The sequence below is a fragment of the Agrobacterium sp. ST15.13.015 genome, assembly GCF_027871645.1.
In the GTDB taxonomy this organism is placed as follows: Bacteria; Pseudomonadota; Alphaproteobacteria; order Rhizobiales; family Rhizobiaceae; genus Agrobacterium; species Agrobacterium leguminum.
The window spans coordinates 390,424-414,545 of sequence record NZ_JAQAHF010000003.1; the positions used below are offsets into that span (position 1 = coordinate 390,424).

General features: G+C 59.8%; 26 protein-coding genes and 1 pseudogene. 13 read left to right on the top strand and 14 right to left on the bottom strand.

Annotated elements, in window-relative coordinates; translation table 11 throughout:
- The first annotated feature begins 61 nt into the window (after positions 1–61).
- Positions 62–664 (top strand): hypothetical protein, encoded by a 603-nt coding sequence (locus PIB16_RS07075; protein ID WP_271045294.1) that lies wholly within the window; start codon positions 62–64, stop codon positions 662–664.
- 268 nt (positions 665–932) lie between these two features.
- Here the strand turns inward: PIB16_RS07075 and PIB16_RS07080 are convergent, their stop codons facing one another.
- Positions 933–1,442 carry a hypothetical protein gene (locus tag PIB16_RS07080; RefSeq protein ID WP_271045295.1) on the bottom strand — a complete coding sequence of 170 codons (510 nt, stop codon included), beginning with the start codon at positions 1,440–1,442 and terminating at the stop codon, positions 933–935.
- A gap of 565 nt (positions 1,443–2,007) precedes the next feature.
- Positions 2,008–3,171, bottom strand: coding sequence for a M20 aminoacylase family protein (locus tag PIB16_RS07085; RefSeq protein WP_271045296.1), 1,164 nt, complete (start codon positions 3,169–3,171; stop codon positions 2,008–2,010).
- Between the two features lie 224 nt (positions 3,172–3,395).
- On the opposite strand from PIB16_RS07085, the gene PIB16_RS07090 reads away from it, so the two are divergent.
- On the top strand, positions 3,396–4,451 hold the full coding sequence (locus tag PIB16_RS07090) for a D-alanyl-D-alanine carboxypeptidase family protein (RefSeq protein ID WP_161988025.1): 1,056 nt from the start codon (positions 3,396–3,398) through the stop codon (positions 4,449–4,451).
- Between the two features lie 192 nt (positions 4,452–4,643).
- Positions 4,644–5,780 (top strand): CobW family GTP-binding protein, encoded by a 1,137-nt coding sequence (locus PIB16_RS07095; RefSeq protein ID WP_271045297.1) that lies wholly within the window; start codon positions 4,644–4,646, stop codon positions 5,778–5,780.
- Between the two features lie 245 nt (positions 5,781–6,025).
- Here the strand turns inward: PIB16_RS07095 and PIB16_RS07100 are convergent, their stop codons facing one another.
- The 5 genes from PIB16_RS07100 to PIB16_RS07120 all read right to left on the bottom strand — a co-directional run bounded on the left by PIB16_RS07100 (position 6,026) and on the right by PIB16_RS07120 (position 10,030).
- On the bottom strand, positions 6,026–6,262 hold the full coding sequence (locus PIB16_RS07100; protein ID WP_142846587.1) for a sulfurtransferase TusA family protein: 237 nt from the start codon (positions 6,260–6,262) through the stop codon (positions 6,026–6,028).
- Positions 6,259–7,557, bottom strand: coding sequence for a L,D-transpeptidase family protein (locus PIB16_RS07105; protein ID WP_149742964.1), 1,299 nt, complete (start codon positions 7,555–7,557; stop codon positions 6,259–6,261). Before PIB16_RS07105 ends, PIB16_RS07100 begins: the two co-directional genes overlap by 4 nt.
- Positions 7,558–7,851: 294 nt before the next feature.
- Positions 7,852–8,805, bottom strand: a complete 954-nt coding sequence (locus PIB16_RS07110) for an acetyl-CoA carboxylase carboxyltransferase subunit alpha (RefSeq protein WP_078051979.1) — start codon at positions 8,803–8,805, stop codon at positions 7,852–7,854.
- 62 nt (positions 8,806–8,867) lie between these two features.
- Positions 8,868–9,860, bottom strand: a complete 993-nt coding sequence (gene xerD / locus PIB16_RS07115) for a site-specific tyrosine recombinase XerD (RefSeq protein WP_271045298.1) — start codon at positions 9,858–9,860, stop codon at positions 8,868–8,870.
- Positions 9,857–10,030 (bottom strand): histidine kinase, encoded by a 174-nt coding sequence (locus PIB16_RS07120; protein WP_271045299.1) that lies wholly within the window; start codon positions 10,028–10,030, stop codon positions 9,857–9,859. The genes xerD and PIB16_RS07120 overlap by 4 nt, the downstream gene beginning before the upstream one ends.
- 188 nt (positions 10,031–10,218) lie before the next feature.
- On the opposite strand from PIB16_RS07120, the gene PIB16_RS07125 reads away from it, so the two are divergent.
- Both PIB16_RS07125 and aroB read left to right on the top strand, forming a co-directional pair.
- The gene (locus tag PIB16_RS07125) at positions 10,219–10,800 is read left to right on the top strand and encodes a shikimate kinase (protein ID WP_035262338.1); all 582 of its coding nucleotides are present in this window, start codon (positions 10,219–10,221) and stop codon (positions 10,798–10,800) included.
- Between the two features lie 5 nt (positions 10,801–10,805).
- Positions 10,806–11,939, top strand: coding sequence for a 3-dehydroquinate synthase (aroB, locus tag PIB16_RS07130; RefSeq protein ID WP_078051976.1), 1,134 nt, complete (start codon positions 10,806–10,808; stop codon positions 11,937–11,939).
- A gap of 25 nt (positions 11,940–11,964) precedes the next feature.
- Here the strand turns inward: aroB and PIB16_RS07135 are convergent, their stop codons facing one another.
- The gene (locus PIB16_RS07135; RefSeq protein WP_003523290.1) at positions 11,965–12,246 is read right to left on the bottom strand and encodes a BolA family protein; all 282 of its coding nucleotides are present in this window, start codon (positions 12,244–12,246) and stop codon (positions 11,965–11,967) included.
- A 114-nt stretch (positions 12,247–12,360) separates the two neighbouring features.
- Between PIB16_RS07135 and PIB16_RS07140 the strand changes: the two genes are divergently transcribed.
- From PIB16_RS07140 to PIB16_RS07155, 4 genes are all read left to right on the top strand, one after another.
- Complete coding sequence (locus PIB16_RS07140; protein WP_059755848.1) at positions 12,361–12,996, top strand: J domain-containing protein; 636 nt, start codon at positions 12,361–12,363, stop codon at positions 12,994–12,996.
- A 68-nt stretch (positions 12,997–13,064) separates the two neighbouring features.
- Entirely contained in the window at positions 13,065–14,054 is a 990-nt protein-coding gene (gene cobS / locus PIB16_RS07145; protein WP_004445672.1) for a cobaltochelatase subunit CobS, read from the top strand.
- Between the two features lie 107 nt (positions 14,055–14,161).
- The gene (gene cobT, locus PIB16_RS07150) at positions 14,162–16,066 is read left to right on the top strand and encodes a cobaltochelatase subunit CobT (RefSeq protein WP_127755896.1); all 1,905 of its coding nucleotides are present in this window, start codon (positions 14,162–14,164) and stop codon (positions 16,064–16,066) included.
- A gap of 37 nt (positions 16,067–16,103) precedes the next feature.
- Positions 16,104–17,081: an esterase-like activity of phytase family protein gene (locus tag PIB16_RS07155; RefSeq protein ID WP_174039999.1), complete on the top strand. Its 978-nt coding sequence runs from the start codon at positions 16,104–16,106 to the stop codon at positions 17,079–17,081.
- Between the two features lie 2 nt (positions 17,082–17,083).
- On the opposite strand, the gene PIB16_RS07160 is transcribed toward PIB16_RS07155, so the two are convergent.
- The 3 genes from PIB16_RS07160 to rpmB all read right to left on the bottom strand — a co-directional run bounded on the left by PIB16_RS07160 (position 17,084) and on the right by rpmB (position 18,609).
- Positions 17,084–17,422 carry a pentapeptide repeat-containing protein gene (locus PIB16_RS07160; protein ID WP_125144926.1) on the bottom strand — a complete coding sequence of 113 codons (339 nt, stop codon included), beginning with the start codon at positions 17,420–17,422 and terminating at the stop codon, positions 17,084–17,086.
- A gap of 90 nt (positions 17,423–17,512) precedes the next feature.
- The gene (locus PIB16_RS07165) at positions 17,513–18,157 is read right to left on the bottom strand and encodes a queuosine precursor transporter (protein ID WP_125144925.1); all 645 of its coding nucleotides are present in this window, start codon (positions 18,155–18,157) and stop codon (positions 17,513–17,515) included.
- 161 nt (positions 18,158–18,318) lie between these two features.
- Positions 18,319–18,609: a 50S ribosomal protein L28 gene (rpmB, locus tag PIB16_RS07170; RefSeq protein ID WP_003509888.1), complete on the bottom strand. Its 291-nt coding sequence runs from the start codon at positions 18,607–18,609 to the stop codon at positions 18,319–18,321.
- A 252-nt stretch (positions 18,610–18,861) separates the two neighbouring features.
- Between rpmB and PIB16_RS07175 the strand changes: the two genes are divergently transcribed.
- Positions 18,862–19,635 carry a DUF3108 domain-containing protein gene (locus PIB16_RS07175; protein WP_271045300.1) on the top strand — a complete coding sequence of 258 codons (774 nt, stop codon included), beginning with the start codon at positions 18,862–18,864 and terminating at the stop codon, positions 19,633–19,635.
- 5 nt (positions 19,636–19,640) lie between these two features.
- On the opposite strand, the gene PIB16_RS07180 is transcribed toward PIB16_RS07175, so the two are convergent.
- Together PIB16_RS07180 and gloB are read right to left on the bottom strand one after the other, a co-directional pair.
- Complete coding sequence (locus tag PIB16_RS07180; protein ID WP_162691912.1) at positions 19,641–20,081, bottom strand: cupin domain-containing protein; 441 nt, start codon at positions 20,079–20,081, stop codon at positions 19,641–19,643.
- Positions 20,081–20,851, bottom strand: a complete 771-nt coding sequence (gene gloB, locus PIB16_RS07185; protein ID WP_065656770.1) for a hydroxyacylglutathione hydrolase — start codon at positions 20,849–20,851, stop codon at positions 20,081–20,083. Before gloB ends, PIB16_RS07180 begins: the two co-directional genes overlap by 1 nt.
- A 105-nt stretch (positions 20,852–20,956) precedes the next feature.
- On the opposite strand from gloB, the gene PIB16_RS07190 reads away from it, so the two are divergent.
- From PIB16_RS07190 to PIB16_RS07200, 3 genes are all read left to right on the top strand, one after another.
- Positions 20,957–21,718 (top strand): class I SAM-dependent methyltransferase, encoded by a 762-nt coding sequence (locus tag PIB16_RS07190; RefSeq protein WP_078051970.1) that lies wholly within the window; start codon positions 20,957–20,959, stop codon positions 21,716–21,718.
- Positions 21,719–21,802: 84 nt separating this feature from the next.
- The gene (gene hisC, locus PIB16_RS07195) at positions 21,803–22,909 is read left to right on the top strand and encodes a histidinol-phosphate transaminase (protein WP_020808958.1); all 1,107 of its coding nucleotides are present in this window, start codon (positions 21,803–21,805) and stop codon (positions 22,907–22,909) included.
- The gene (locus tag PIB16_RS07200; RefSeq protein WP_078051968.1) at positions 22,909–23,838 is read left to right on the top strand and encodes a prephenate/arogenate dehydrogenase family protein; all 930 of its coding nucleotides are present in this window, start codon (positions 22,909–22,911) and stop codon (positions 23,836–23,838) included. The genes hisC and PIB16_RS07200 overlap by 1 nt, the downstream gene beginning before the upstream one ends.
- 109 nt (positions 23,839–23,947) lie before the next feature.
- On the opposite strand, the pseudogene PIB16_RS07205 reads toward PIB16_RS07200, so the two are convergent.
- A pseudogene (locus PIB16_RS07205) lies at positions 23,948–24,122 on the bottom strand (IS4 family transposase); the annotation flags it as partial.

Consider the following 24,122-nt stretch of genomic DNA (forward strand, 5'->3'; position numbering starts at 1 on the left):
GCTTCACGAGCGCTGATCCATCCTTCGCAGCGAGTTCACGGAACCAAGGCTAGGAAATCTTATGGGACAGGCAACGGTGCGTACTTCACGAAAGGAAAATCAGGTCCGTCAGGATCAACAGCGGCTGACGGCCGAGTTTGAATCTCGAACCCAGGCGGGCGCTGATGCGTCCGACAAGGTGCTGCAACTTGCTGAGGCCATCGCTGCCGGCGTGCAAAAGCAAATGGACTACGAAAAGGCCTCGTTCGAGCTCCCAAAAGACAGATTCGCACACAAGGGCAGGCTCGAAGACGCAAGGATGCACGAGTATGACCGTGAACTTGCAACAAGGCAGTTGCTCTCTTTCGAGCCTGCAAAATCGATCACAGGCGCGGCTATCCAAATAGCAGAGAGCTTGTCAGCGTTGGATTTGATGTGGGATCAAGTTCCGCGCGAGGCTATTGGCTTTGAGACGAGACAGGATTACAGGCGCCTCACTAGGCTGCTTTTCTCTGTTCGCGACTTCTTGCTTGCTCAGACGGATTTGGTCCCCGAACATTTCAAGCGAATGCCGGGTAACCCATGGGTGCCAGTGGACGTGGCCGCACAAGATTATCAAGAGACTGAGAGAACGATCGAAGCAGACTGTCTCAACGTTGCAAAAAACAAGGTCAATGCAAACTGACGCCAGCCAGCAAGCGTGAAGGTGACTTGATCAGTTCGCCGCTTTTTTTGAGTCAGTACCGCCCCGTATTTTTGGGGAATAACGGGAAGGGGAAACAAGCCAGAAGCCTAGGCTCCCGCTTTTTTTCACTCACCCATATGGGCCTCTAAAATAGAGCGGAATACTGGTGAGGGCGAATTTTCGGAAGCCGAAAAAAGGCGGCTCCGCCCCGGGGTTGCGCTTCGCTTAGTGAATCATAGCCGCCAACCTGTGCCGTCGGCACCTTGCGTCATTGATTGGACTCGATCCGGAGGATTGCCCAATTCTCGCGGTACTGATCCATCCAGCCTGCGCCGAATCCGAATATAATGCCCATGCGGTCATAGTCAGGAAGCATCCGGCGGAAGTCAGTATCCTTCCTGGGTTGCCCCTTTTTTCCGGGTTCGGAAAGCCAAACCTGATGAGAAGTCTTTATGACGTCGGCGACAATCCGGCTCGGAATGATGTACGACTTTGGCTGCGTCGTCAGATCAATTCCAAAATCAAGGAAAACATAGAAGAGCCGGTCGGAAACTATGTACTCGTGTTTGCGCCCCATGTGCCAGCCGCCGTCCGCCCCTTTGTCGGTCCGCGTTTTAACCTGAATAGCGCAGAGCCTGTCGCCAATATCATCCGTGACCACGATATCGGCATTTGGGACGCCAGCAGGAGCGAGTGCCGCAATCAGGCCATGTCGGAGCAGTTGGCACATCACGAAATGCTCACCGGCAGCCCCAAGCAGCGACGTCGCTGAAACCATAGAACCGATCCCCTCATGCTTTAAACGAGTGAAAGCTGCCAGAACGAGGACAGACAAGCAACGTTATACCGCCGCGCGGAAGGTGGGCAGAAAGGTGGATTTAATCTCCAATATTTTCATTAACTAGTTGTTTTATAAGTAAAATTTACAGGAAAATGGTGTCCACGAGAGGATTCGAACCTCCGACCCCAGGATTCATACCGCTTCGGCTTTCGCCGCCGTCCCGCCATTTGCCGGCAAGACGTTCGTGGTCTGGACTGTCCCTTCACCATGGGCCTTGCGGCCTTTAGGTGCTGCCCATCCAGTCTCTACACCTTCACCGGATTTCTCCGGAGCTTGGCTCGGGATTGGCATGCTGGAAGACCAGCGAAGCTTTCCCCGACTTTGAGCAGATCGATTGCGTCGTTTCCGGGCGCAACCCCCAATTTGTCTTAGGAATCCTGTGCTCTATCCTGCTGAGCTACGTGGACACTGAATTGCTCTTTAACCTGACCATGCCTGCGGATCAACCGCGTTCTTCATCGCGGTCGATCTCTTCCTCGGCTTTCTTCGCGTCAGTCGGCAATCAGCTCGTCAGGCGCTGTTCGGCCAGTTTCACCCAGTAGGAAATGCCGTAAGCGATGGCCTCGTCGTTGAAATCATAACCGGGATTGTGAAGTCCGGCCGAATCGCCGTTGCCGATGAAGATGAAGCATCCCGGTCGTTCCTTCAGCATGAAGGAGAAATCCTCTCCCGCCATGGAAGGATCGACATCGGGGTCGACATTCGGTTCGCCTGCCACATCTCGCGCCACATGGATGGCGTGGTCGGTCTCGGCGGCGTGGTTGAAGGTCACCGGGCAATAACGCTCATAGACGACTTCCGCTTCCGCGCCGTTGGCAAGGGCAATACCTTCCGCCATCTGCTTGATGCGATCCTGCGCCAGATCGCGCACAGTTTCATCGAGGCTGCGCACCGTGCCGGCGATCAATGCCTCGTTGGGGATGATGTTGTGGCTGGAACCGGCCTGAAAGCGGGTGACGGAGACGACCACCGAGCGGATGGGGTCGGCATTGCGTGAGGCGATCATCTGCAGGTTGCCGACGATCTGCGCGCCGATGGTGATCGGATCGACGGTGCGGTGCGGCTGTGCCGCGTGGCCGCCACGGCCCTTGACGGTGATGGAGAACTTGTCCGGTGCAGCCATAATGCCGCCCTTGCGGATGGCGAAGGCGCCAAGCGGAATGCCCGGCATGTTGTGCATGCCATAGACCTCGTTAATGCCGAAACGCTCCATCAGGCCGTCCTCGACCATGGCAAGCGCGCCGGCACCCCCTTCTTCCGCCGGCTGGAAGATGACGGCGATGGAGCCGGCGAAGTTACGGGTCTCGGTAAGATATTTGGCCGCGCCAAGCAGCATGGCCGTGTGGCCGTCATGGCCGCAGGCATGCATGGCGCCCGCGGTTTTGGAGGCCCAGGGCTTGCCGGTTTCCTCAAAAATTGGGAGAGCGTCCATATCCGCGCGAAAGCCGATGGTGCGATTGCCCGGAAGATTGCCCCTGATGATCCCGACCACACCCGTGCGGCCGAGACCGGTCACGATTTCGTCAACGCCGAAAGATTTCAGCTTCTCCGCAACGAAGGCCGCGGTGTTGTCGACATCATATAAAATCTCGGGATTTTCATGCAGGTGACGCCGCCATTCGCTGACTTCCTGCTGGAGTTCGGCGGCTCTGTTCAAAATCGGCATTCGTTCATTCCTGGGTTCATAGGTGCGGCGTGTCGTAAAATCCTATCCTCCGTGGTGGATAGTGCGCCGCATAATTGACGTAATCAATGTACTTTGCCATTGCTAGGACATATATGGTGAATATTGCCATTCCCCGACCGAAGACGGGAATTCGAGGACAAGCCTTGCCACAGACTTTTAAATCGCCAAACGCCGCCAGACGGCTTTCCGCAGCCGTTGCCATCATGACCGCAGGCCTCGTTGCCGCAGCACCCGTGGCAAATGCCAATCCGAAAATGGTGGTCGATGTCAAAACCGGCAAGGTGATTTCCCATCAGGAAGCCTTCCGCAAGTGGTATCCCGCTTCGCTCACCAAGCTGATGACCGCCTATATCGCCTTTTCGCAGATGAAGGCCGGCAAGATCAGCCCGCAGACGGAAGTGGTGATGAGCAAGAAGGCCGCCGATCAGCCGGCCTCGAAAATGTATTTCAAGCCCGGCCAGAAGCTGACGATGGACAGCGCCTTGAAGCTGCTGCTCATCAAATCCGCCAATGACATCGCCGTGGCGATTGCCGAGACCATCGGCGGCACCAGCGATAATTTCGTGGCGCAGATGAATGCGCAGGCGCAGCGGCTGGGCATGAGTTCCACCCGTTACATCAACGCCAATGGCCTGCCCGGCAAGGGACAATATACGACCGCCCGGGATCTGGCGCTGCTGGCGCTGATCATCAAGCGCGAGTTTCCGGAATATGCCCATTATTTCTCGCTGGAAGGCGTCAGCACCGGCAAGAAGAACTACGCCAATTTCAACATGCTGGTCGGCCGTTTCGATGGCGCGGATGGCATGAAGACCGGCTTCATCTGTGCCTCCGGCTTCAACCAGGTGTCGTCGGCCGTGCGTAATGGCCGCTCGGTCATCACGGTTGTGCTGGGCGCGGACAGCCTTGCCGGACGCACCGATCAATCGGCCGATCTGTTGCAGATGGGGCTGACGGCGCCTTCGGGCCAAGGCGTTTCGCTCGCCGCGCTGGCGCCCTATGGCGATACCGGCGATGTGAACGATATCAGCGCCGAAATCTGCAACCCGAAGGCCGCCAAGGTGCGCAGCGAAAGCCGCGACGAGGCTGGCCGCATGGTCATCCATTCGCCTTATGTGCAGGAAATGACCCGCCCGCCGGAATATTCCTTCGCCGGTCTCATTCCGGGCAGCGAGACGGTGGCGGTGAATGCCACCAAGGGAGCTGGCAAGGGCGAACTCGCCAACGTGCCGATCCCGATCCCGCGCCCGACATTCTGATGATCGGTAACTGCCTCGAGGGTGAGCCTCGCGGTTGCAATGCGGTTTGTGTATTCGCAGGTCGATGATGTTATGATATTACGGTGTCGCTCGCAGCTTCCAGGCGCGGGCGATTTCTTTTAGCTGCAAGCGGCTCCGGGTTTCGTGTCGTCCAGTGATCGGCCGGAGCGGCCATCAACATACAGGCAAGTCATGTCTCGCGATCGCATCCCGGTTTCCATCATCACCGGATTTCTCGGCGCCGGAAAATCGACATTGCTCAACCGGCTTCTCAAGGATCCGGCGATGAGCGATGCGGCGATCATCATCAATGAATTCGGCGATGTCAGCATCGATCACATGCTGGTCGAAAGTGCTGGTGAGGGCATCATCGAGCTGGCGGAGGGCTGCCTGTGCTGCACGGTGCGCGGCGAGCTGGTGGATACGCTGGCGGAACTGATGGACGGCATCCAGACAGGCAAGCTGAAGCCGGTAAAACGGGTGGTGATCGAGACCACGGGCCTTGCCGATCCCGCCCCCGTCATGCAGTCGGTCATGGGCAACCCGGTCATCGCGCAGAATTTCGTGCTGAACGGCATGATTACGGTGGTGGATGCCGTCAACGGCCTTTCCACGCTCGACAATCATCAGGAGGCGGTGAAACAGGCCGCCGTGGCTGACCGTCTGGTGATGACCAAGCGCACGCTTGCGGATGCTGCCACGATTTCCGCGCTGACAGCCCGTCTACAAGCGCTCAATCCGCGCGCGACCATCGAGGATGGCGACAAAACCGAGTGGAGCGCTGCGGGGCTTCTCGACAACGGCCTTTACGATGCCGGCAGCAAGAATGCCGATGTCGGCCGCTGGCTGGGCGAAGAGACGGTACACGATCACCACGATCATGATCACGGTCATGACCACCATCATGGCGATCACGACGACCACCACCATCATCACGATGTGAACCGGCACGATGCGTCTATCCGTTCCTTCTCGATCATTCACGATCAGCCAGTCAGCCCGATGGCGATCGACATGTTCGTTGATCTGCTGCGCTCGGCACATGGTGAAAAGCTCCTGCGCATGAAGGCCATCGTCAAGTTGTCGGATAATCCGGCCCGGCCGCTGGTGTTACATGGGGTGCAGACTATTTTCCACACGCCGGAGCGCCTCGCGGCGTGGCCGGACCCGGCTGATCAGCGAACCCGCATGGTGCTGATTACGAAGGATTTGCCTGAGGCTTTCGTGCAGGACCTGTTCGCGGCCTTCACAAGCGCACCGGGCATCGACCGGCCGGACAGGCAGGCGATGACGGATAATCCGCTGGCGGTTTCGGGGTTGCGGTTTTAGGGCGTGTCGTGATGGTCCAGGTCGGTGGGTGTGGTTCACCCCCCTCTGTCCTGCCGGACATCTCCCCCTCAAGGGGGGAGATCAGTTGCGGCGACCGCTCGTTTTCTCACAAGCTCTGCACTTCGGGCTGCTGCATCGATAAAGATGTGCGGAGCAAGCCGCTTGTCGATCTCCCCCCTTGAGGGGGAGATGTCCGGCAGGACAGAGGGGGGTAACCACGGCTGAGGACGTTGAAACGTCGTATACTACGACCCCTTCACAATGCGAAACCGATGCCCCTTATCCAGCGCAGTGGTTTCCACCAGCCTATGCCCATCCTCATTGCACATATGCGTAATATCGATCACCGCCAGCGGATCGGTCGTCTCGACGGTCAGAACATCTCCCGCCTTCAGGGTTGCGAGTTTCTTGCGGCTTCTCAAAACCGGAAGGGGGCATTTAAGCCCCCTCAAATCATAAACGATCTCGGCCGTGTCGCTCATTCCTTGGCCCAGAACTTCCAGAACGGCTTCTTTTCCGGCGCTTCGGGTGCGGGTGCTGCGGAATAGGCAAGCGGGTTCATGGCCGGAACCGGGATGCTCTGTGCAGCAGCTCCGGTCTGGCCAGCCGCTGCGGGGGTAGCCGAGGCAACCATCGTCGGTGCCGCTGGGGCCGGGTTCGATTGCGGTGCCGTGGCGGGCTGGACAGCCGAAGGCCGTGGGCCGCGCAGGGAAGAAGCGGTTGCGGTCGTGGCCGGAGAGGAGGTGGTCACCTGCTGCGCCTTTTTCTCCATCAGCGCGGCATATTCCGTTTCCTTCATCAGCTTGCCGGCCTTCAGCGCCGAGCCGGTCGGGGCATAGGCGGGCTCGCGGCCCTTGCGCTTTTCGGCGACCAGCGCCTTGCGCTCGGCTTCGCTCGGGTCGTACCAGGCCATGCCGTCATATTTCTTCATCGCCTTTTCATAGGCGAGATCGTAGGTCTTCTCGTAGCTCGAGAGCGCGCTGACGAGCGCCGGCGGTGTGCTCATGGCCGGGCATTGGGCAGACGCGTTGAAGCTGCCGCCTTCCGTCTGCTGGTTGAAGACATATTTCTTCTCGCAGACATTCACTTCCGGCGGGCGCTTTGTCACTTCGAAATTGTCGTAACCGACCTTCAGCATCTTCCAGAATTCGAGATGTTCGCTCTGGCGGTGGCGGGCCATGTTTTCCGCTGTCATGCGGAACGGGAAGGCCTGCAGCTGCACGGTCTTCTGGCCGCCCTTGAAGGCGTCACGGGCAAAACCGTAAATTTCAAGAATCTGCGCATCCGTCATCGAATAACAGCCGGAGGACGAGCAGGCGCCATGGATCATCAGATTGGTGCCGTTGCGGCCATTGGCGGCATCGTAGCGGTTCGGGAAACCGGTATTGATGGCGAGATAATATTTCGAGTTCGGATTGAGATGCGCGGGCGTCAGGTTGTAGAAACCTTCCGGCGCCTGCCGGTCGCCTTCCTTCACCTTCGGGCCGAGTTTGCCGGACCATGCGCAAATCTCGTAGCTGGCAATCTTCTCGAAACGGTTGTCGCGCCTGGCTTTCCAGATTTCCAAGGCACCTTCTTCCTTGAAGATGCGGATCATGATCGGCGAGGTGCGGTCCATGCCCCTTTTGTCGATCTCGGCCAGAATGGCCGGAGACAGCGGGTAATCGACCTTGTTCTTGACGTGGGAGACGTCGCGTTCAACGGTTTCGAGCGTATCGTTGCAGCCGGCAAGAACGAGCGCGGTGCAGGCAAGAAGTGCAAAATGTGTCAAACGCATGATCTGATCCGAAAGACGATGGCACGAAGCGGCGGCAGTTCTACACCGTCCCGTGTGTATTTTAAATACGGTATTAACCGTTTACATCTTCTTAACTCAAATCGGACCCGCCCCGCGGCCGCCGATACATCTTTTGATGTGACCGGACTATGGCCGAGTTGGGGCGATATTCAAGGAAAATAAGACCCGAGTCAGATTGTTTCGGCTTTTCTTCGAACCGCCAAAACAATCTGACTCCTTCTTTTGACGCATTTTCCGGACGTAAAACCGCTGCGCACTTTTACTGGAAATGCTCTAGAGGTTCCGGCCGATATCCAGGAACTTCTGGCGGCGTTCAGCGCGCAGCTGTGTGCCGGAACGCTGGGAGAGATCGGTCAGCGCCTTGGCGATGACATCGCCGGTCGCACCGATCACGGTTTCCGGAGCACGGTGCGCGCCGCCGATCGGCTCCGGAATGATTCCGTCGATGACGCCGAGCGATTTCAGATCTTCCGAGGTGATCTTCATGTTGGTCGCGGCTTCCTTGGCGCGGGTCGAATCGCGCCAGAGGATGGAAGCGGCGCCTTCCGGCGAGATCACCGAGTAGATGGCGTGTTCGAGCATGTAGACGCGGTTGCCGGTGGCTATCGCGATTGCGCCGCCCGAGCCGCCTTCGCCGATGACGACGGAGACGATCGGCACCTTCACGTTGAGGCACATTTCCGTCGAGCGGGCGATGGCTTCGGCCTGGCCGCGTTCTTCCGCGCCGACGCCGGGATAGGCGCCTGCGGTATCGATGAGGGTGATCACCGGCAGCGAGAAACGGTCGGCCAGTTCCAGCACGCGGATTGCCTTGCGGTAACCTTCCGGGCGCGGGCTGCCGAAATTATGCTTCAGGCGGCTTTTGGTGTCGTTGCCCTTTTCCTGGCCGATGATGGCGACGGGCTGACCGTTGAAGCGGCCGAGGCCTGCCTGAATGGCGGCGTCTTCGGCAAATTTGCGGTCGCCGGCCAGCGGCGTGAAATCGGTGAACAGCGCCTTGGCGTAATCGACGAAATGCGGACGCTGCGGATGGCGCGCGACCTGCGTTTTCTGCCAGGCGTTGAGCTTGGAATAGATGTCCTGCATCGCGTCGTTGACGCGCGATTCCAGACGGTTGATCTCCTCCGAGGTGTCTATGCTCTCGTCTTCATCGGCAAGCTTCTTCAGCTCGATGATCTTGCCCTCAAGGTCCGAGATAGGTTTTTCGAAGTCGAGATAATTGTGCATGAGATCCGTTTCCGATCGTTTTGCGCAAGGTTTGACCGGATTATCCGGCGGTTCCGGTCGCTCTAATCAAGGTTTTTGCCCTGTTTGGCAAGGGGGTGATGTGTTTGTACCAGCTCTTGCAAGCGTTCTTCCAGCACATGTGTATAGATTTGTGTCGTGGAAATGTCGGAATGGCCGAGCAGTTCCTGCACCGCGCGCAAATCCGCGCCGTTCTGCAGAAGGTGGCTGGCAAAGGCGTGGCGCAGCACATGCGGCGATATCGCAGACGGGGTCAGGCCCGCACGGATGGCGATGTCCTTGAGGTCGCGGGCAAAGACCTGGCGGGGCAGGTGGCCTTCCTTGCTGCGCGAAGGGAACAGCCACGGGCTTTCCGGTGTCTCCGGTTTTTTCTGCGAAGCGGCCGCCCTGCTTTTCTCCGATGCGAGCGCCTTTCTGGCAGCCTCGTATTTTTCCATCGCCTCGATGGCGGCGCGGGAAAGAAGAACCATGCGGTCCTTGTTGCCCTTGCCGCGTATCATCAGGAAGCGGCCTTCCTGACGCAGCACCTTGACCGGCAGCGAGACAAGCTCACTGACACGCATGCCGGTGGCATAAAGCAGTTCGAGCAGCAGATGCATGCGGATGCGGGCAAGCTGACCAGGACCGGATGTGGCGGCTTCCTGCGCGGCAAGGCTAAGAAGCCGGTTCACATCGGCGACGCTCATCGTTTTCGGTAAGGCGAGACCTTTTCTCGGCGCATCGATGATGCCGGTCGGGTCGTCGCCGCGCAGTCCTTCCGAATAGAGAAAACGATAGAATTGCCGCATGGTGGAAAGACGTCGCGCCTGTGAGGTTGCGGCAAAACCCTGTGCGGAAAGATGGGTCAGATAGGCGGAAAGGTCGGGCGTCTGCGCTTCCGTCAGGGTCTGGCCGCGACGGCCGAGAAACTCGCGCAGGTCAGCAAGGTCGCGCTCATAGGAAGAGAGCGTGTTGGCGGCAGCCCCGCGTTCGGCGCTCATCATTTCCAGAAAACTTTCCAGCCGCGCGCCGTCGCGCCCTCCTGCCGGTCCGCTCATGGGGTGCGCCTTGCCGGTTCGGCAGACGACGGGTTCAGCCGCTCGGAAGGAATGCGTACCGTCACTTCGCGGTCGCGCGGTTTGACGACCATGACGAGCAGCACCATGCCGCCATAGACCAGCCCCGCGATGGTCGCCAGTATCATCGTGAAGCGGAAGAGGGTGGGCATGGCGGCTCCGTGAAGGTGGCGGTCGAAACGTATATGCGGTGCGGCGAAAGCGGCGACAAGATCAAAATGCCCGCTCCGCTCCATGCCGCATGCGGCGATGATTGTGATTCACCGCAATTCAGTCAGCAATTTGGCTTGACGCTTCGTAAACATTTGCAGATATCCATGCCAAACGGGCTTTCAAATCTATGAATGAAACGAATTTATCCGTCCCGGCCACACTCGGGGAGCAAGCGCGGGCAAAGCTCGGACGGCGCAACATCGTCTTCGTCGGGCTGATGGGGGCTGGAAAGTCGGCAGTGGGCCGCATGGTCGCCCAGCAGCTCAGGGTTCCGTTCATCGATACGGATGTCGAAATCGAGCGCGTTTCGCGCATGACGATATCGGAACTTTTCGCTACCTATGGCGAAGAAGAATTCCGGGCGCTGGAAACGCGGGTCATCAAGCGGCTGCTGCGCGGCGGCCCCAAGGTCATCTCCACCGGCGGCGGCGCCTTCATCAACGACAATACCCGCCGGCACATCACGCGCGGCGGCATTTCATTGTGGCTGAAGGCCGATCTCGAGGTGTTGTGGGAGAGGGTCAACAAGCGCGACCACCGCCCGCTTCTCAAGACCGAAAACCCCAAAGCCACGCTGGCGGCCCTGATGGAGAAGCGCTATCCGATCTATGCGGAAGCGGATCTGACCATCGAATCCCGCGATGTCCGCAAGGAAATCATCGTGACAGAAGTGCTGGCCGCCATAGCCGGCATCGAACAGAAAGACTGATCCCCATGACGCCTTCCGAAATCCACGCCGATGAACGTCTCGTGCATGTGCCGCTCGGCGAGCGCGCGTATGACATTCTTATCGGACCGGGCCTCATCGGCCGTGCGGGCGGCGAAATTTCGGCGCGGCTGAAGGGCCGGCGCGCGGCTATCATAACCGATGAACATGTCGCGCCGCTCTATCTCGAAGGCCTGATGGACGGGCTGCAGACGGATGGCATCGAGGCGGTTTCGCTGACTCTGCCTGCCGGCGAAAAGACCAAGAGCTTCGAGCATCTGGTCACCGTCTGCGATGCGGTTCTGGCAGCAAGAGTAGAGCGTAACGATGCGGTGATCGCGCTTGGTGGGGGCGTGATCGGCGATCTCGCGGGTTTCGCAGCCGGCATCGTGCGCCGTGGCGTGCGCTTCGTGCAGATACCGACCTCGCTTCTGGCGCAGGTCGATTCCTCTGTCGGCGGGAAGACGGGCATCAACAGCCGCCATGGCAAGAACCTCGTGGGCGTGTTCCACCAGCCCGATCTGGTGCTGGCGGATACGGCCGTGCTCGATACGCTGAGCCCGCGGGAATTCCGCGCCGGTTATGCCGAAGTGGTGAAGTACGGGCTGATCGACAAGCCGGATTTCTTCTTCTGGCTGGAAAAGAACTGGGATGAAATCCGCACCGGCGGCCCCGCCCGCATTCAGGCGATTGCGACGAGCTGCCAGGCGAAAGCCGATGTGGTGGTGGCCGACGAGAAAGAAAACGGCGTGCGCGCCCTTCTGAACCTCGGCCATACATTCGGCCATGCGCTGGAGGCGGCGACCAATTACGACAGCAAGCGGCTGGTGCATGGCGAAGGCGTCGCCATCGGCATGGTGCTGGCGCACCAGTTCTCCGCCCGCCTCAACCTCGCAAGCCCGGACGATGCCGCCCGCGTCGAAGCGCATCTGAAGGCCGTCGGCCTGCCAACGACGATGAAGGATATCCCCGGCGAGTTGCCGCCGGTGGAAACGCTGATGGCGGCAATCGCGCAGGACAAGAAGGTCAAGGGCGGCAAGCTGACCTTCATCCTCACCCACGGCATCGGCCAGTCCTTCGTGGCCGATGATGTTGCGGCGTCCGAGGTGCAGTCCTTCCTGTCGGAAAAACATCCGGGTTAAGGCCGCGAGACAAAGGAAGCCGTGCCTAGAACCGCACCGCTTCCCCCGGCGCCGCCGCCTCTATCGCCAGCGCATGCAGGCCGGCATCGAGTTCCGGCTTCAAAAGCGCGTTGATCGCCCGGTGGCGCTCGACGCGAGACTTGCCGGAAAAGCTTTCCGACACTATCTGAACACGCATATGCGTCTCGCCCGTGCCGGTCATATCCGGCTGGTGGCCGGCATGCATCCGGCTTTCATCGACGACCCTCAGGCGCTCCGGTGAAAAGCTTTCCCGAAGCTTCGTTTCTATGCGTTCTCGCAGGGACATGCGACGGGCTCCATTCTCGTTGGCTGGTCTTGAAGGGGGCTACCTAAAAGCCAGCAACATTCCGCTTTGTCAATTCTTGTTGTGCGGCTTTTCGCACCCCATAATCAGGGCATCATGAAACTGGATTCGAAATATTTCGATCGCATCCGCACGCGCCGGAAAAGGGAGAGGGAACCTGAGGTTCAGGCCCCCACCTGCCAGTGGGACGGATGCGACAAGCCGGGTATTCACCGGGCACCCGTCGGCCGCAATGCCGAGGGGCAATTCTTCCTGTTCTGTTTTGAGCATGTGAAGGAATACAACAAGGGCTATAATTATTTTTCCGGCCTGTCCGACAGCGAGATCGCCCGTTACCAGAAGGAAGCGATCACCGGCCATCGCCCCACCTGGACGGTGGGCGTCAACAAGACGGCGCGCGACAGCCCGCTGCACTCCACGCTGCGTTCCGGCACGGCGAGCGGGAACGCCCGTATCCGCGATCCTTTCGGCTTTGCCGGCGGTTTTGCGGGCGGCGCAAGGGCAGGCGGCACCCGCATGCAGCAGGACCGAAAATTGAAGACGCTGGAGGCAAAAGCCTTCGATACGCTCGGTCTTTCTTCCACCGCGAAGCAGGAAGACATAAAAAGGCGCTACAAGGAGCTTGTCAAAAAGCACCATCCTGATGCTAATGGTGGCGATCGTGGTTCGGAAGAGCGTTTTCGGGCTGTTGTTCAAGCATATCAATTGTTAAAGCAGTCAGGTTTCTGCTAAGCCAACTTATGTGTTTACCGCCTGATTGATGATGTGGCCGGGTGGCTGCCGCCCGCCTTGGAGACGTGATGAGCAAAATCGACCTTGATATTTCCAACCTGCCCGACACGACGGTGTCCGTGCGGGAGGTTTTCGGCATTGATACGGATCTGCGGGTTCCCGCCTATTCCCAGGGCGACGCCTATGTGCCTGACCTCGATCCCGACTATCTTTTCGATCGCGACACGACGCTTGCGATCCTTGCCGGTTTTGCTCACAACCGACGTGTCATGGTCTCCGGTTTCCACGGCACGGGTAAATCCACCCATATCGAGCAGGTGGCCGCCCGCCTGAACTGGCCCTGCGTGCGCGTCAACCTCGACAGCCATGTCAGCCGTATCGACCTCGTCGGCAAGGACGCCATCGTCCTGAAGGACGGCAAGCAGGTCACCGAATTCAAGGACGGCATTCTGCCCTGGGCCTACCAGCACAATGTGGCGCTCGTCTTCGACGAATATGATGCCGGCCGCCCGGATGTCATGTTCGTCATCCAGCGCGTGCTGGAATCCTCCGGCCGCCTGACCCTGCTCGACCAGAGCCGCGTCATCCGTCCTCACCCGGCCTTCCGCATTTTCGCAACCGCCAACACCATCGGCCTTGGCGATACGACCGGCCTTTACCACGGCACGCAGCAGATCAACCAGGCGCAGATGGACCGCTGGTCCATCGTCACCACGCTGAACTACCTGCCGCATGAGCAGGAAGTGAACATCATCGCCGCCAAGGTGAAGAGCTTCGACAATCCGAAGGGCCGTGAAACCGTCTCCAAGATGGTGCGCGTGGCCGATCTCACCCGTTCGGCTTTCATCAATGGCGATCTTTCCACGGTCATGAGCCCGCGTACCGTCATCACCTGGGCGGAAAATGCGGAAATCTTCGGCGATCTCGCCTTTGCCTTCCGTGTAACCTTCCTCAACAAGTGTGACGAGCTGGAGCGCACGCTGGTGGCCGAGCAATATCAGCGGGCTTTCGGCGTCGAGCTGAAGGAAAGCGCTGCGAACATCGTTCTCAGCGCCTGATAGTCCCCGGCTTGTCCGGGGAAGATCACCGATGACTTGAAGACGCCGGTGGCGCGCGCGATCTTCCAATCGCGTGCCGCAGGCGCCGACAAATGACAGGAAAGACAATGGCAGGGCGCGGCGACAATTCCAGAGCAAAACCGGGTACGGCGGTCGATACGGAGCCGTTGCGTCAGGCGATTGCCGGATGCGTGCGATCCGTCGCCGGCGATGCCGAAGTCGAGGTCGTTTTCGCCAATGAACGGCCGGGTCTTGCCGGTGAGCGCATGCGCCTGCCGGAAATTTCCAAGAAGCCGACTGCGCAGGAAATTGCGATTACCCGTGGTCTCGGTGATTCCATGGCGCTGCGTCTTGCCTGCCATGATGCCGATACCCACGCCGTGATGTCGCCGCAGGGCGCTGAAGCGCGACTGATCTTCGATGCTGTCGAACAGGCGCGCGTGGAATCCATCGGCGCGCTGCGCATGCCGGGCATGGCTTCCAACATCCATGCCATGAACACGGAAAAATACGCCAAGGCCAATTTCGCCGGCATCAACAACAAGGACGATGCGCCGCTTGCCGAAGCCGTTGCGCTTTTGGTGCGCGAGAAGCTGACGGGTGAGAAGCCGCCGGAAAGCGCCGGCAAGGTTGTCGATCTGTGGCGCGATTTCATCGAGGACAAGGCGGCCGGCGACCTCAAGGATCTCTCCAGCGTCATCACCGATCAGAAGGCGTTTTCGCGGCTGGTGCGCAAGATGCTGACCTCCATGCAGATGGCGGAAGATTTCGGCGACGAGGATAACGAGCCGGAAAGCCAGGAAGCGGAATCCAACGAGGACCAGCCGCGCACCAACGAGACCGAAGAAGAGCAGGTCGAGGAAGAGGCCGGCTCGGACGCGACGCCTGCCGATGAAAACGAGGCCTCGCAGGAGGAGATGGAAGAAGGCGAGATGGACGGCGCCGAGATGTCGGACGAGGAAATGTCCGACGATCTCGATGAGGATTCCGAAACGCCCGGCGAGACCCGTCGCCCCAACAGCCCCTTCGACGATTTCAACGAGAAGGTCGATTACCGCATCTTCACCCAGGAATTCGACGAGGAAATTCACGCCGAGGAACTGTGCGACGAGGCCGAGCTTGACCGTCTGCGCGCTTTCCTCGACAAGCAGCTCGCTCACCTTCAGGGCGCGGTCGGGCGCTTAGCGAACCGCCTGCAGCGCCGCCTGATGGCGCAGCAGAACCGTTCCTGGGACTTCGATTTGGAAGAGGGCTATCTCGATCCGGCCCGGCTCGTCAGGCTCATCATCGATCCGATGCAGCCGCTTTCCTTCAAGAAGGAGCGCGACACCAAGTTCCGCGATACCGTGGTTTCGCTGGTCATCGACAATTCCGGTTCGATGCGCGGCCGTCCCATTACCGTGGCTGCCACCTGCGCCGATATTCTGGCGCGCACGCTGGAGCGCTCGGGCGTGAAGGTGGAAATTCTGGGCTTCACCACCAAAGCCTGGAAGGGCGGGCAATCGCGCGAACAATGGCTCGCCAATGGCAAGCCGGCGTCGCCGGGTCGTCTCAACGATCTGCGCCATATCATCTACAAGTCGGCGGACGCTCCGTGGCGGCGCGCGCGGCGCAATCTCGGCCTGATGATGCGCGAGGGCCTGCTTAAGGAAAATATCGACGGCGAAGCGCTGATGTGGGCGCATAACCGTTTGATCGGCCGCCCCGAGCAGCGCAAGATCATGATGATGATCTCCGACGGTGCGCCGGTGGACGATTCGACGCTGTCGGTCAATCCGGGCAACTATCTGGAGCGGCACCTGCGCGCCGTCATCGAGCAGATCGAAACGCGCTCGCCGGTGGAACTGCTGGCAATCGGTATCGGTCACGACGTGACGCGCTATTATCGCCGCGCCGTGACCATCGTGGATGCGGACGAGCTGGCCGGCGCGATGACCGAGCAGCTTGCGGCGCTCTTCGAGGATACGAGCGGCGCTTCCGGTTCGTCCCGCAGGGTTCGCCGTGCGGGATAAGCGGGGCCGGGCTTCTTCCGCCTGCAAAACGCTTGCGATGGCCGCCATTCTGGCGGCCGCATCGTTGTGTCCGGTTTCCATCGGCGCTTCCACCATCGATGTGCCGGTAAGCGTGCGCCTGCTTTCCTCTTTCGAGGTCGGCACCAGCGAAAAACGTTTCGGCAAGCTGGAATTTATCGGTGGCATGGTGATGAGCGCGCCGGAAAAGCTGTTCGGGGCGATATCCTCCATCCGTTTCCGTCCCAATGGGGAGGATTTCGTTGCGGTGCTCGATACCGGCCATTGGCTGACCGGCAGGGTCTTGCGTGACGCTCGCGGTGCTTTGTCGGGGCTTGCCGATGTCCGCATCACCCCCATGTTGGACATGAGCGGGCGCGAACCGCCGCGCAAGATGGAGATGGATGCGGAAGGGCTGGCGCTGCGCGACGGCAGGGTTTTCGTCAGTTACGAGCAGCGCCACAGGATCGATATCTATCCCGATCCGGGCTTCGCCACCGCAAAGCCGCTAGACCGCCTGCCATATCTCATCCCCAGCAACGAGTTGCGCCACAATGGCGGCCTGGAGGCTCTCGCGGTATCGCCCGCCGATTCGCCGCTCGCCGGCGCTCTGGTCGTGGTGGCCGAAAAAAGTATCGACACGGACGGCAATCTTCTCGCCGCCATATTGGAAGGTCCGCGCAAGGGCACATTTGCCGTCAAGCATCATCCGTCATTCGACGTGACGGACGGCGCATTCCTGCCCAATGGCGACCTGCTGCTTCTTGAGCGCCGCTTCAATTTCGCCGAAGGCGTGGGCATGCGCATCCGTCGCATCCGTGGGGCCGATATCCGGCCGGGTGCTGTGGTGGATGGCGAAATTCTCATGGAAGCCGGCATGGCCTACCAGATCGACAATATGGAAGGCATGGATGTGGTAAAGGGGCCGGACGGCTCGACGCGCCTCATCATCGTTTCCGATGACAATCACTCGTTCCTCCAGCGCAACCTGATGCTGGAATTCAAGCTGGTGGAATAAAATCAGGCCTGCTGCTGCTGTGCCGCCTTGTAGGCTGCCATCAGGTCCTCGACGGGAATGCCGTCGATCTTCATGCCGGTCATCCGGCATGACGTTATCTGTGCACCGGACAGATTTGAGTTGCTCAGTTTCAGACCGGAAAAATTGACGTCATTGATCGACCAGCCGGACATGTTGTTATCCGTGAACGACGCACCCGACAAATTGATATTGTTGAAGCTCGCCCCGGAAAGATTGACATTGTCGAAGACCGTGCCGGATAGATTGACGTCGTTGAAGGTTGAGCCTGAAAGCGTGGCGCTGGCGGCCTCCACGATGTCTATAACGTCCTTTATCTGCATGTCGACCTGCCTCCGCGCTGTACCACGGACGACAGACTGCAATGCTGACGGCTGGCTTGCAAGCGCGATTTGATCCGCGCTTGCCTGGCCTCAAACGCGGCCCGTTTTGACGGCGCCCGGCATCGGCTTCAGCGTGTTCATCAGAGCGCCGTAGGGCAGGAGCATGACGAGGCCGACGAGAACCTTCACCGAGAGATCACCCAGAGCCCAGGAAATCCAACGGGGCGCTTCCACGGCGAAGACACCGAGAATGGGAGCGTTTTCGATGGCGAAGGCATCGTTGGGGCCGACGAAGGAGAAGCTTGCCGCAAAGGCGATGGAGAAGAATAGGGCCGTATCCAGCACCGAACCCAGCATGGAGCCGGCAAGCGGCGCGTGCCACCAGCGCTGGCGGCGCAGGCGGTTGAAAACGGAAATATCCAGCAGCTGGCCAATCAGATAGGCGGTGCCGGAAGCGACGGCGATGCGCGGAATGGATGTCCAGAAGGACAGCGTGACCCCGACGACGAAGCCGGCAAGCACGACGCGGCGCGCGATGGAGGGGCCGAACTGGCGGTTGGTCAGGTCCGTGACGAGGAAGGCGATGGGATAGGTGAAGGCGCCCCAGGTCAGAAGGTCGCCCAGATTGACGCCGAACAACGAGCCGGAAAGCGGGTATTGCACCAGAATATTGGAAGCGACGACGACGAGCGTCATCAGCAGAACATAGATGAGCGTATAGCGCAGATAGGGCATTTTTTTATCCTGGGTGATGCCACCAGTTGGAGCCAAGCATCGGAGGAAAACGTCTCAAACGGTTTTCGCAAACCCGATGCAACTAAAATCTGGAACAAACAAAAGGCTTGAGCGGCAAAGCCATTCAAGCCTTCTGAATTCAGATGATGTCGAAACCGCTATTAAGCAGCTTCGGCCGTCTTCTTGGCGATCTGGCGGCGCAGGAGACGAGCGCGCATGCTCAGTTCGTTTTCGCCGGACTTCAGAAGGAAGGCATCGAGGCCGCCACGGTGTTCAACGGAGCGCAGAGCGGCTGCGGAAACACGCAGGCGGAAACGCTGGCCGAGAGCATCGGAGATCAACGTGACCTGGCAGAGGTTCGGAAGGAACCGGCGCTTGGTCTTGTTGTTGGCGTGGCTGACGTTGTTGCCCGTCTGGACGCCCTTGCCGGTCAATTCGCATACACGGGACATGGGTACACCTATTTCGTTTCGTCTGTTTCACCACTGGCTCGCCACCGGCAAAACCGGGGTGGCAATCCAACTGGCCATGATTGGAAAGTTGCGGTTCTATAGTCAGACGAGACTTAACAGTCAAGCCGCTCGCGATCAAATGAAAGGAAATTCCGGCGTTTTCAACCGGCATCCGCTTTTTTATTGCCACAAGTCAGCGTATATGATCGCCCGATAAGGCCGCTTCCGCGCCTCTTTTAAGGTGATATCGAAATGATTGCCAGAGGAAAAAGCATTTTCGTGGCCGCGACAATAGCGTTAGCGGGCGTCTCCCCCTCGCTCGCCGCCGAAGCGCGCCACACAAGCGAATACAGCATCAATCTCGGCATTTTGCCGATTGCCAAAGCGAGTTTCTCGACTCGCATGGACGGACCGAATTATTCGATCTCCGGTTCCTTCAGCGCCGCCGGCCTTGCCAGCGTACTCAAGGATATTTCCGGCAAGACGACCGTTTCCGGCGCCAAGCGCGGCCACCGGCTGCAGGCCAACGAATATTCGCTGGTCTACAAGGACGGCAAGCGGGTGCGCACCTATGACGTTGTCTATCGCAACGGCAATGTCACATCGACGACGGTGAAGCCTGAGCCGAAAGCCCGGCCGGACAACTGGGTGGATGTGAAGGACCGCGACCTGCGCTCGGTTCTCGATCCGATCTCCGGCCTCATCATTCCCGCGGGCGGCCGCATCTGCCCGACTCGCCTGCCGATCTATGACGGCGAATCGCGACTCGATCTGGTTTTGAGCTCCAGCGGCACCAAGCCGTTCAAGACCAATGGTTTTAATGGCGACGCCATCGTCTGCAAGGCGCGGTATGTGCCGAAGTCGGGTTACAGGCAGGGGCGCAAGGATATCGAATATCTGAAATCCATCTCCATGGAGATCTGGTTCGCCAAGTCGAACAACATGGATGTCTATGCGCCTGTTTATGCCATCATTCCGACCCGGGTGGGGCAGGTTTACATCACCGCCACGAAATACGGCGGCTGAGGCAATTACGGCGCATCGCCCGGCGACCAGCCGGGCTCTGCCATAACGAAGCTCGAAAAGGCAAAGCCCGGCGAGACGGTGCAGCCGACGAGCGTGAAGTCCCCGAGGCTTTCGGCCGATTGCCAGCAATTGGCGGGAACGATGACCTGCGGGCGCTCGCCTTCAAGAATGGCGGGGCCGAGCGTGAAGGTCTGCACTTCCCGGCCGTCCTGCGAAAGATGCAATGCGATGGGCGCGCCGGCATAATAGTGCCAGACCTCCACCGCATCGGTGACCCGGTGCCAGTGCGAGCGGTCGCCCTTTTCCAGAAGATAATAGATCGCCGTCGAATGGCCGCGCTCACCGCCCGCCTTGTCGCGGAACGTCTGGTGGTAAAAACCGCCCTCGGGATGCGGCTCCAGCCCCAGTTCGCGAATGATCGCCTGCGCCGATATATCCGTTCCCATCAGAAATTGTCCTTGCGTGTGCGGATTTCCGCGAAAACATCGGCATCGGTGGCGCTTTCAAGGCCAAGATATTTGCGAATACCGGCATCGGCCACCCGCATATAAGGATTGGTCTGTTTTTCGAGCCCGATGGTGGTGGGAATGGTGAATTCATTCGCCTGCCGCGCCTTCTCGATGTGGGCCGCGCGCTCACTCAGCACAGCATTCTCCGGATCGACGGTGAGGGCGAAACGGGCATTCGTCAGCGTATATTCATGGCCGAAATAAACCTTGGTCTCATCCGGCAGCGCCATGAGTTTCTGGAAGGAATGCCACATATCCGCCGCGGGACGTTCGAACAGGCGGCCGCAGCCCATGGCAAACAGCGTATCGGCCGCAAACAGCAGCCCGTCATCGGGCAGATAATAACAGATATGTCCCGCCGTATGGCCGGGCGTGCCGATGACCTGTACGCGGCGGCCGGCGAATTCGAATTCGTCGCCATCGGCCTGCGAACGGTCGAGACCGGGGATCGCAACCGCCTCGTCGTAGGGGCCGTGAATTTCGCAGCGGAACTTGTCTTTCAGGGCCAGATTGGCTTCCACATGGTCCTGATGGTGGTGGGTGGTGAAGATATGGGTGAGCTTCCAGCCGTGGCCGTCGAGCGCCTGCAGGATAGGTCCTTCTTCCGGGGCGTCTATGGTGGCTGTCGCGCCGCTTTCGGGATCGTGCAGGAGAACCCCGAAATTGTCGCTGCGGCAAAGAAAGACGTCTATTTCCAAAGGTTTCATCTTATCCTCTCCATTTGCCGGCCAAAACCGGCGCATCGCCCGCCTGACCTTCTATGTAAGGGCAGACGCCTTGAAGTCCAACCGCCTGATGCTACATTCTCGCCCATGAATACCGATATCGTCGATCTGCGCGAATTCTATCACTCTCCGCTTGGCCGCTCGGCCGAGCAGGCGATCACCATGGCGCTTTCGACGCTATGGCCGCCTTTGCCGGAAGAGCGGCTGGTCGGGCTCGGCTATGCCGTGCCGTTTCTGGAGCGGTTTCGTCGCGATACGGAGCGCACCTTCGCCTTCATGCCGGCGGGGCAGGGGGCGGTGAACTGGCCGGCGGGCGAACTGTCTTCCACGGCGCTGGTTTTCGATGAGGAATTGCCGCTGCCTGATGCGTCGATAGACCGGGTCTTGATGGTGCATGCGCTGGAATTTGCCGAAAATCCGCGTGAAAGCCTGAAGGAACTGTGGCGGGTGCTGGCGCCCGGCGGCCGTCTGGTGATCGTGGTGCCGAACCGGCGCGGCGTCTGGGCGCGCATGGAGCATACGCCCTTCGGTTCCGGAAGGCCCTATTCGCGCGGACAGCTGACGGCGCTTTTGCGCGAAACCAATTTCACGCCGGGCGCCACCGCCGAGGCGCTGTTCTTCCCGCCCACCACCAGCCGGCCGATACTGAAATTCCGCCGCTATCTCGAACATACCGGCCGCCGACTGTGGCCGCTTTTTTCCGGTGTCATCGTGGTGGAAGCCCAGAAGCGTCTCTATCAGGGATTGCCCGTCACCCAGCGCGCCTCGCGTCGCGTTTTTGTGCCGGTGCTGGCCCCGCAGGGGGTGCCCACCACCCGCACTGCCGCAGGCCAAGGAAAGCCGCGCTGACCCTCGACAAAGCGCCCATTCCGGTCTAATGCCTCCGGCATTGCTTTTGCCGGGTTCTCCGGCGCTTTTCCAAAGGTCGATCAAATGAGTGCAGAGCTTAGCCAACCTGTTCCGCGTCCGGGTATTCTGGATATCGCCGCTTATGTTCCGGGCAAGGAACATGTGGACGGCGTCGCGAAGGTTTATAAGCTCTCCTCCAATGAGACACCGCTTGGGCCCAGCCCGAAGGCGATAGAGGCTTTCGGCACGGCTGCCAGCCATCTGGAAATCTATCCGGACGGTCAGGCGATCGCGCTGCGCCAGGCGATTGCCGACGTGCACGGTCTCAACATCGCGAATATCATGTGCGGCAACGGTTCGGACGAGCTTCTCGGCCTGCTTTGCCACGTTTATCTGGGCGCGGGCGATGAGGCGATCATCACCGAACACGGTTTCCTCGTTTACAAGATCCAGATCATGGGTGCGGGCGCGACCCCGGTGACGGTGAAGGAAAAGGATTGCGCGGTGGATGTGGATGCGATCCTCGCCGCCGTGACGCCGAAGACCAAGATGGTTTTCGTCGCCAATCCGGGCAATCCCACTGGCACCTATGTTCCCGTCGCGGAAATCCGCCGCCTGCAGGCCGGCCTGCCGAAACATGTCGTGCTGGTGCTGGATGCGGCCTATGCCGAATATGTGCGCAAGAACGACTATGAGGCCGGGCTGGAGCTGGTTTCCGGCAACCGCAACGTGGTGATGACGCGAACCTTCTCGAAGGTCTATGGCCTCGCTGCCTTGCGCGTGGGCTGGATGTATGGTCCGGCCGCTGTCATCGATGCATTGAACCGCGTGCGCGGCCCGTTTAACATGAGCGCGCCGGCCATCGCGGCGGGTGCTGCGGCAATCCGCGATCAGGCCTTCGTAGAGAAGGCGGTGGCGCATAACGCGCTGTGGATGGAAAAGCTGGTCACGACCTTTACCGGCCTCGGCCTCACCGTCACGCCATCGGTCACCAATTTCATCCTCATCCATTTCCCGGATCAGGACGGCAAGCGTGCGGCGGATGCGGACGAGTTCCTGAGCCGCCGCGGTTACATTCTGCGTGCGGTACGTGGTTACGGTTTCCCGAATGCGCTGAGAATGACCGTCGGTTCGGAGGAGGCCAATCTCGGCGTCATCGCGGCCCTCACCGAGTTCATGGGGCAGGCGTGATGGCTGAGATCATGTTTGAACGCATCGCGCTGATCGGCATCGGCCTGATTGGCTCGTCGATTGCCCGCGATGTCAAAGAGCTGGGTCTTGCCCGCCATGTGACGATTTCCACCCGCAGCGAAGACACGCTGAAACGGGCGGAAGAACTGGCGCTTGGCACGGATTACACCGTTTCGGCGGCGGAGGCGGTAAAGGATGCCGATCTCGTCATCGTCTCGGTGCCGGTCGGTGCTTCCGAGAGCGTTGCGCAGCAGATCGCGCCACATCTGAAGCCGGGCGCCATCGTTACCGATGTCGGCTCCACCAAGGCTTCGGTCATCGCACAGATGGCGCCGCATATGCCTGACAATGTGCATTTCATTCCCGGCCATCCGCTGGCGGGTACGGAAAAATCCGGCCCGGATGCCGGTTTTGCCGGTCTCTTCCGCGACCGCTGGTGCATCTTCACGCCACTGCCGGGCACGGATGCGGAGGCTCTGGAAAGGCTGAAGGATTTCTGGCGGGCGCTCGGCTCCCGCGTGGATGAGATGGATGCCGAACACCACGACAAGGTTCTGGCGATCGTGTCGCATCTGCCGCATATCATCGCTTACAATATCGTCGGCACGGCGGATGATCTGGAGACGGTGACCGAATCGGAAGTCATCAAATATTCCGCCTCCGGTTTCCGTGACTTCACCCGTCTTGCCGCCTCCGATCCCACCATGTGGCGCGATGTCTGCCTGCATAACAAGGATGCGATCCTTGAGATGCTGGCGCGGTTTTCCGAAGACTTGGCGTCCCTGCAAAGGGCGATCCGCTGGGGAGAGGGCGACAAGCTGTTCGAACTGTTTTCCCGCACCCGCGCCATCCGCCGCTCCATCGTGCAGGCGGGCCAGGATGTCGACGCACCGGACTTCGGCCGTCACGCGCTGGACCAGAAGAAATAAATCGCCGCTGGCGACAGTCATGGCCGGATTTGATCCGGCCATCAGACCGCTGGCAAAGTGTCAGAGCTTTGCTTTCGTCATCCTTGGGCTTGTCCCACTACTGTCCGGTTTAAATTTGCGGCCATTGGAAGGCCATCTGGTTTTGGTTTCTGGGTTTGTCTGGTGGCGGGTTTAGAAGCCGATCGGTGCGTCGCCGGTGCATGAGGTTTGCGCGTACCAGCCTGGCGAAGGCGAGTGGGCTTGGCACGGTCTTCTGGTCAGCCTGCGCCAATCGCAGGAGCAGG

Excerpts from the sequence above, each read along its gene's own strand:
- cobT (WP_127755896.1), top strand. The coding sequence starts at position 14,162 with ATGGCAGGGCGCGGCGACAATTCCAGAGCAAAACCGGGTACGGCGGTC.
- PIB16_RS07190 (WP_078051970.1), top strand. The coding sequence starts at position 20,957 with ATGAATACCGATATCGTCGATCTGCGCGAATTCTATCACTCTCCGCTT.
- PIB16_RS07140 (WP_059755848.1), top strand. The coding sequence starts at position 12,361 with ATGAAACTGGATTCGAAATATTTCGATCGCATCCGCACGCGCCGGAAA.
- PIB16_RS07165 (WP_125144925.1), bottom strand. The coding sequence starts at position 18,157 with ATGCCCTATCTGCGCTATACGCTCATCTATGTTCTGCTGATGACGCTC.
- PIB16_RS07175 (WP_271045300.1), top strand. The coding sequence starts at position 18,862 with ATGATTGCCAGAGGAAAAAGCATTTTCGTGGCCGCGACAATAGCGTTA.
- PIB16_RS07085 (WP_271045296.1), bottom strand. The coding sequence starts at position 3,171 with ATGCCGATTTTGAACAGAGCCGCCGAACTCCAGCAGGAAGTCAGCGAA.
- PIB16_RS07135 (WP_003523290.1), bottom strand. The coding sequence starts at position 12,246 with ATGTCCCTGCGAGAACGCATAGAAACGAAGCTTCGGGAAAGCTTTTCA.
- PIB16_RS07095 (WP_271045297.1), top strand. The coding sequence starts at position 4,644 with ATGTCTCGCGATCGCATCCCGGTTTCCATCATCACCGGATTTCTCGGC.
- PIB16_RS07180 (WP_162691912.1), bottom strand. The coding sequence starts at position 20,081 with ATGGGAACGGATATATCGGCGCAGGCGATCATTCGCGAACTGGGGCTG.
- hisC (WP_020808958.1), top strand. The coding sequence starts at position 21,803 with ATGAGTGCAGAGCTTAGCCAACCTGTTCCGCGTCCGGGTATTCTGGAT.
- PIB16_RS07200 (WP_078051968.1), top strand. The coding sequence starts at position 22,909 with ATGGCTGAGATCATGTTTGAACGCATCGCGCTGATCGGCATCGGCCTG.
- rpmB (WP_003509888.1), bottom strand. The coding sequence starts at position 18,609 with ATGTCCCGTGTATGCGAATTGACCGGCAAGGGCGTCCAGACGGGCAAC.
- PIB16_RS07090 (WP_161988025.1), top strand. The coding sequence starts at position 3,396 with ATGACCGCAGGCCTCGTTGCCGCAGCACCCGTGGCAAATGCCAATCCG.
- PIB16_RS07075 (WP_271045294.1), top strand. The coding sequence starts at position 62 with ATGGGACAGGCAACGGTGCGTACTTCACGAAAGGAAAATCAGGTCCGT.
- cobS (WP_004445672.1), top strand. The coding sequence starts at position 13,065 with ATGAGCAAAATCGACCTTGATATTTCCAACCTGCCCGACACGACGGTG.
- PIB16_RS07125 (WP_035262338.1), top strand. The coding sequence starts at position 10,219 with ATGAATGAAACGAATTTATCCGTCCCGGCCACACTCGGGGAGCAAGCG.
- gloB (WP_065656770.1), bottom strand. The coding sequence starts at position 20,851 with ATGAAACCTTTGGAAATAGACGTCTTTCTTTGCCGCAGCGACAATTTC.
- PIB16_RS07080 (WP_271045295.1), bottom strand. The coding sequence starts at position 1,442 with ATGGTTTCAGCGACGTCGCTGCTTGGGGCTGCCGGTGAGCATTTCGTG.
- xerD (WP_271045298.1), bottom strand. The coding sequence starts at position 9,860 with ATGAGCGGACCGGCAGGAGGGCGCGACGGCGCGCGGCTGGAAAGTTTT.
- PIB16_RS07100 (WP_142846587.1), bottom strand. The coding sequence starts at position 6,262 with ATGAGCGACACGGCCGAGATCGTTTATGATTTGAGGGGGCTTAAATGC.
- PIB16_RS07120 (WP_271045299.1), bottom strand. The coding sequence starts at position 10,030 with ATGCCCACCCTCTTCCGCTTCACGATGATACTGGCGACCATCGCGGGG.
- PIB16_RS07105 (WP_149742964.1), bottom strand. The coding sequence starts at position 7,557 with ATGCGTTTGACACATTTTGCACTTCTTGCCTGCACCGCGCTCGTTCTT.
- aroB (WP_078051976.1), top strand. The coding sequence starts at position 10,806 with ATGACGCCTTCCGAAATCCACGCCGATGAACGTCTCGTGCATGTGCCG.
- PIB16_RS07155 (WP_174039999.1), top strand. The coding sequence starts at position 16,104 with ATGGCCGCCATTCTGGCGGCCGCATCGTTGTGTCCGGTTTCCATCGGC.
- PIB16_RS07110 (WP_078051979.1), bottom strand. The coding sequence starts at position 8,805 with ATGCACAATTATCTCGACTTCGAAAAACCTATCTCGGACCTTGAGGGC.
- PIB16_RS07160 (WP_125144926.1), bottom strand. The coding sequence starts at position 17,422 with ATGCAGATAAAGGACGTTATAGACATCGTGGAGGCCGCCAGCGCCACG.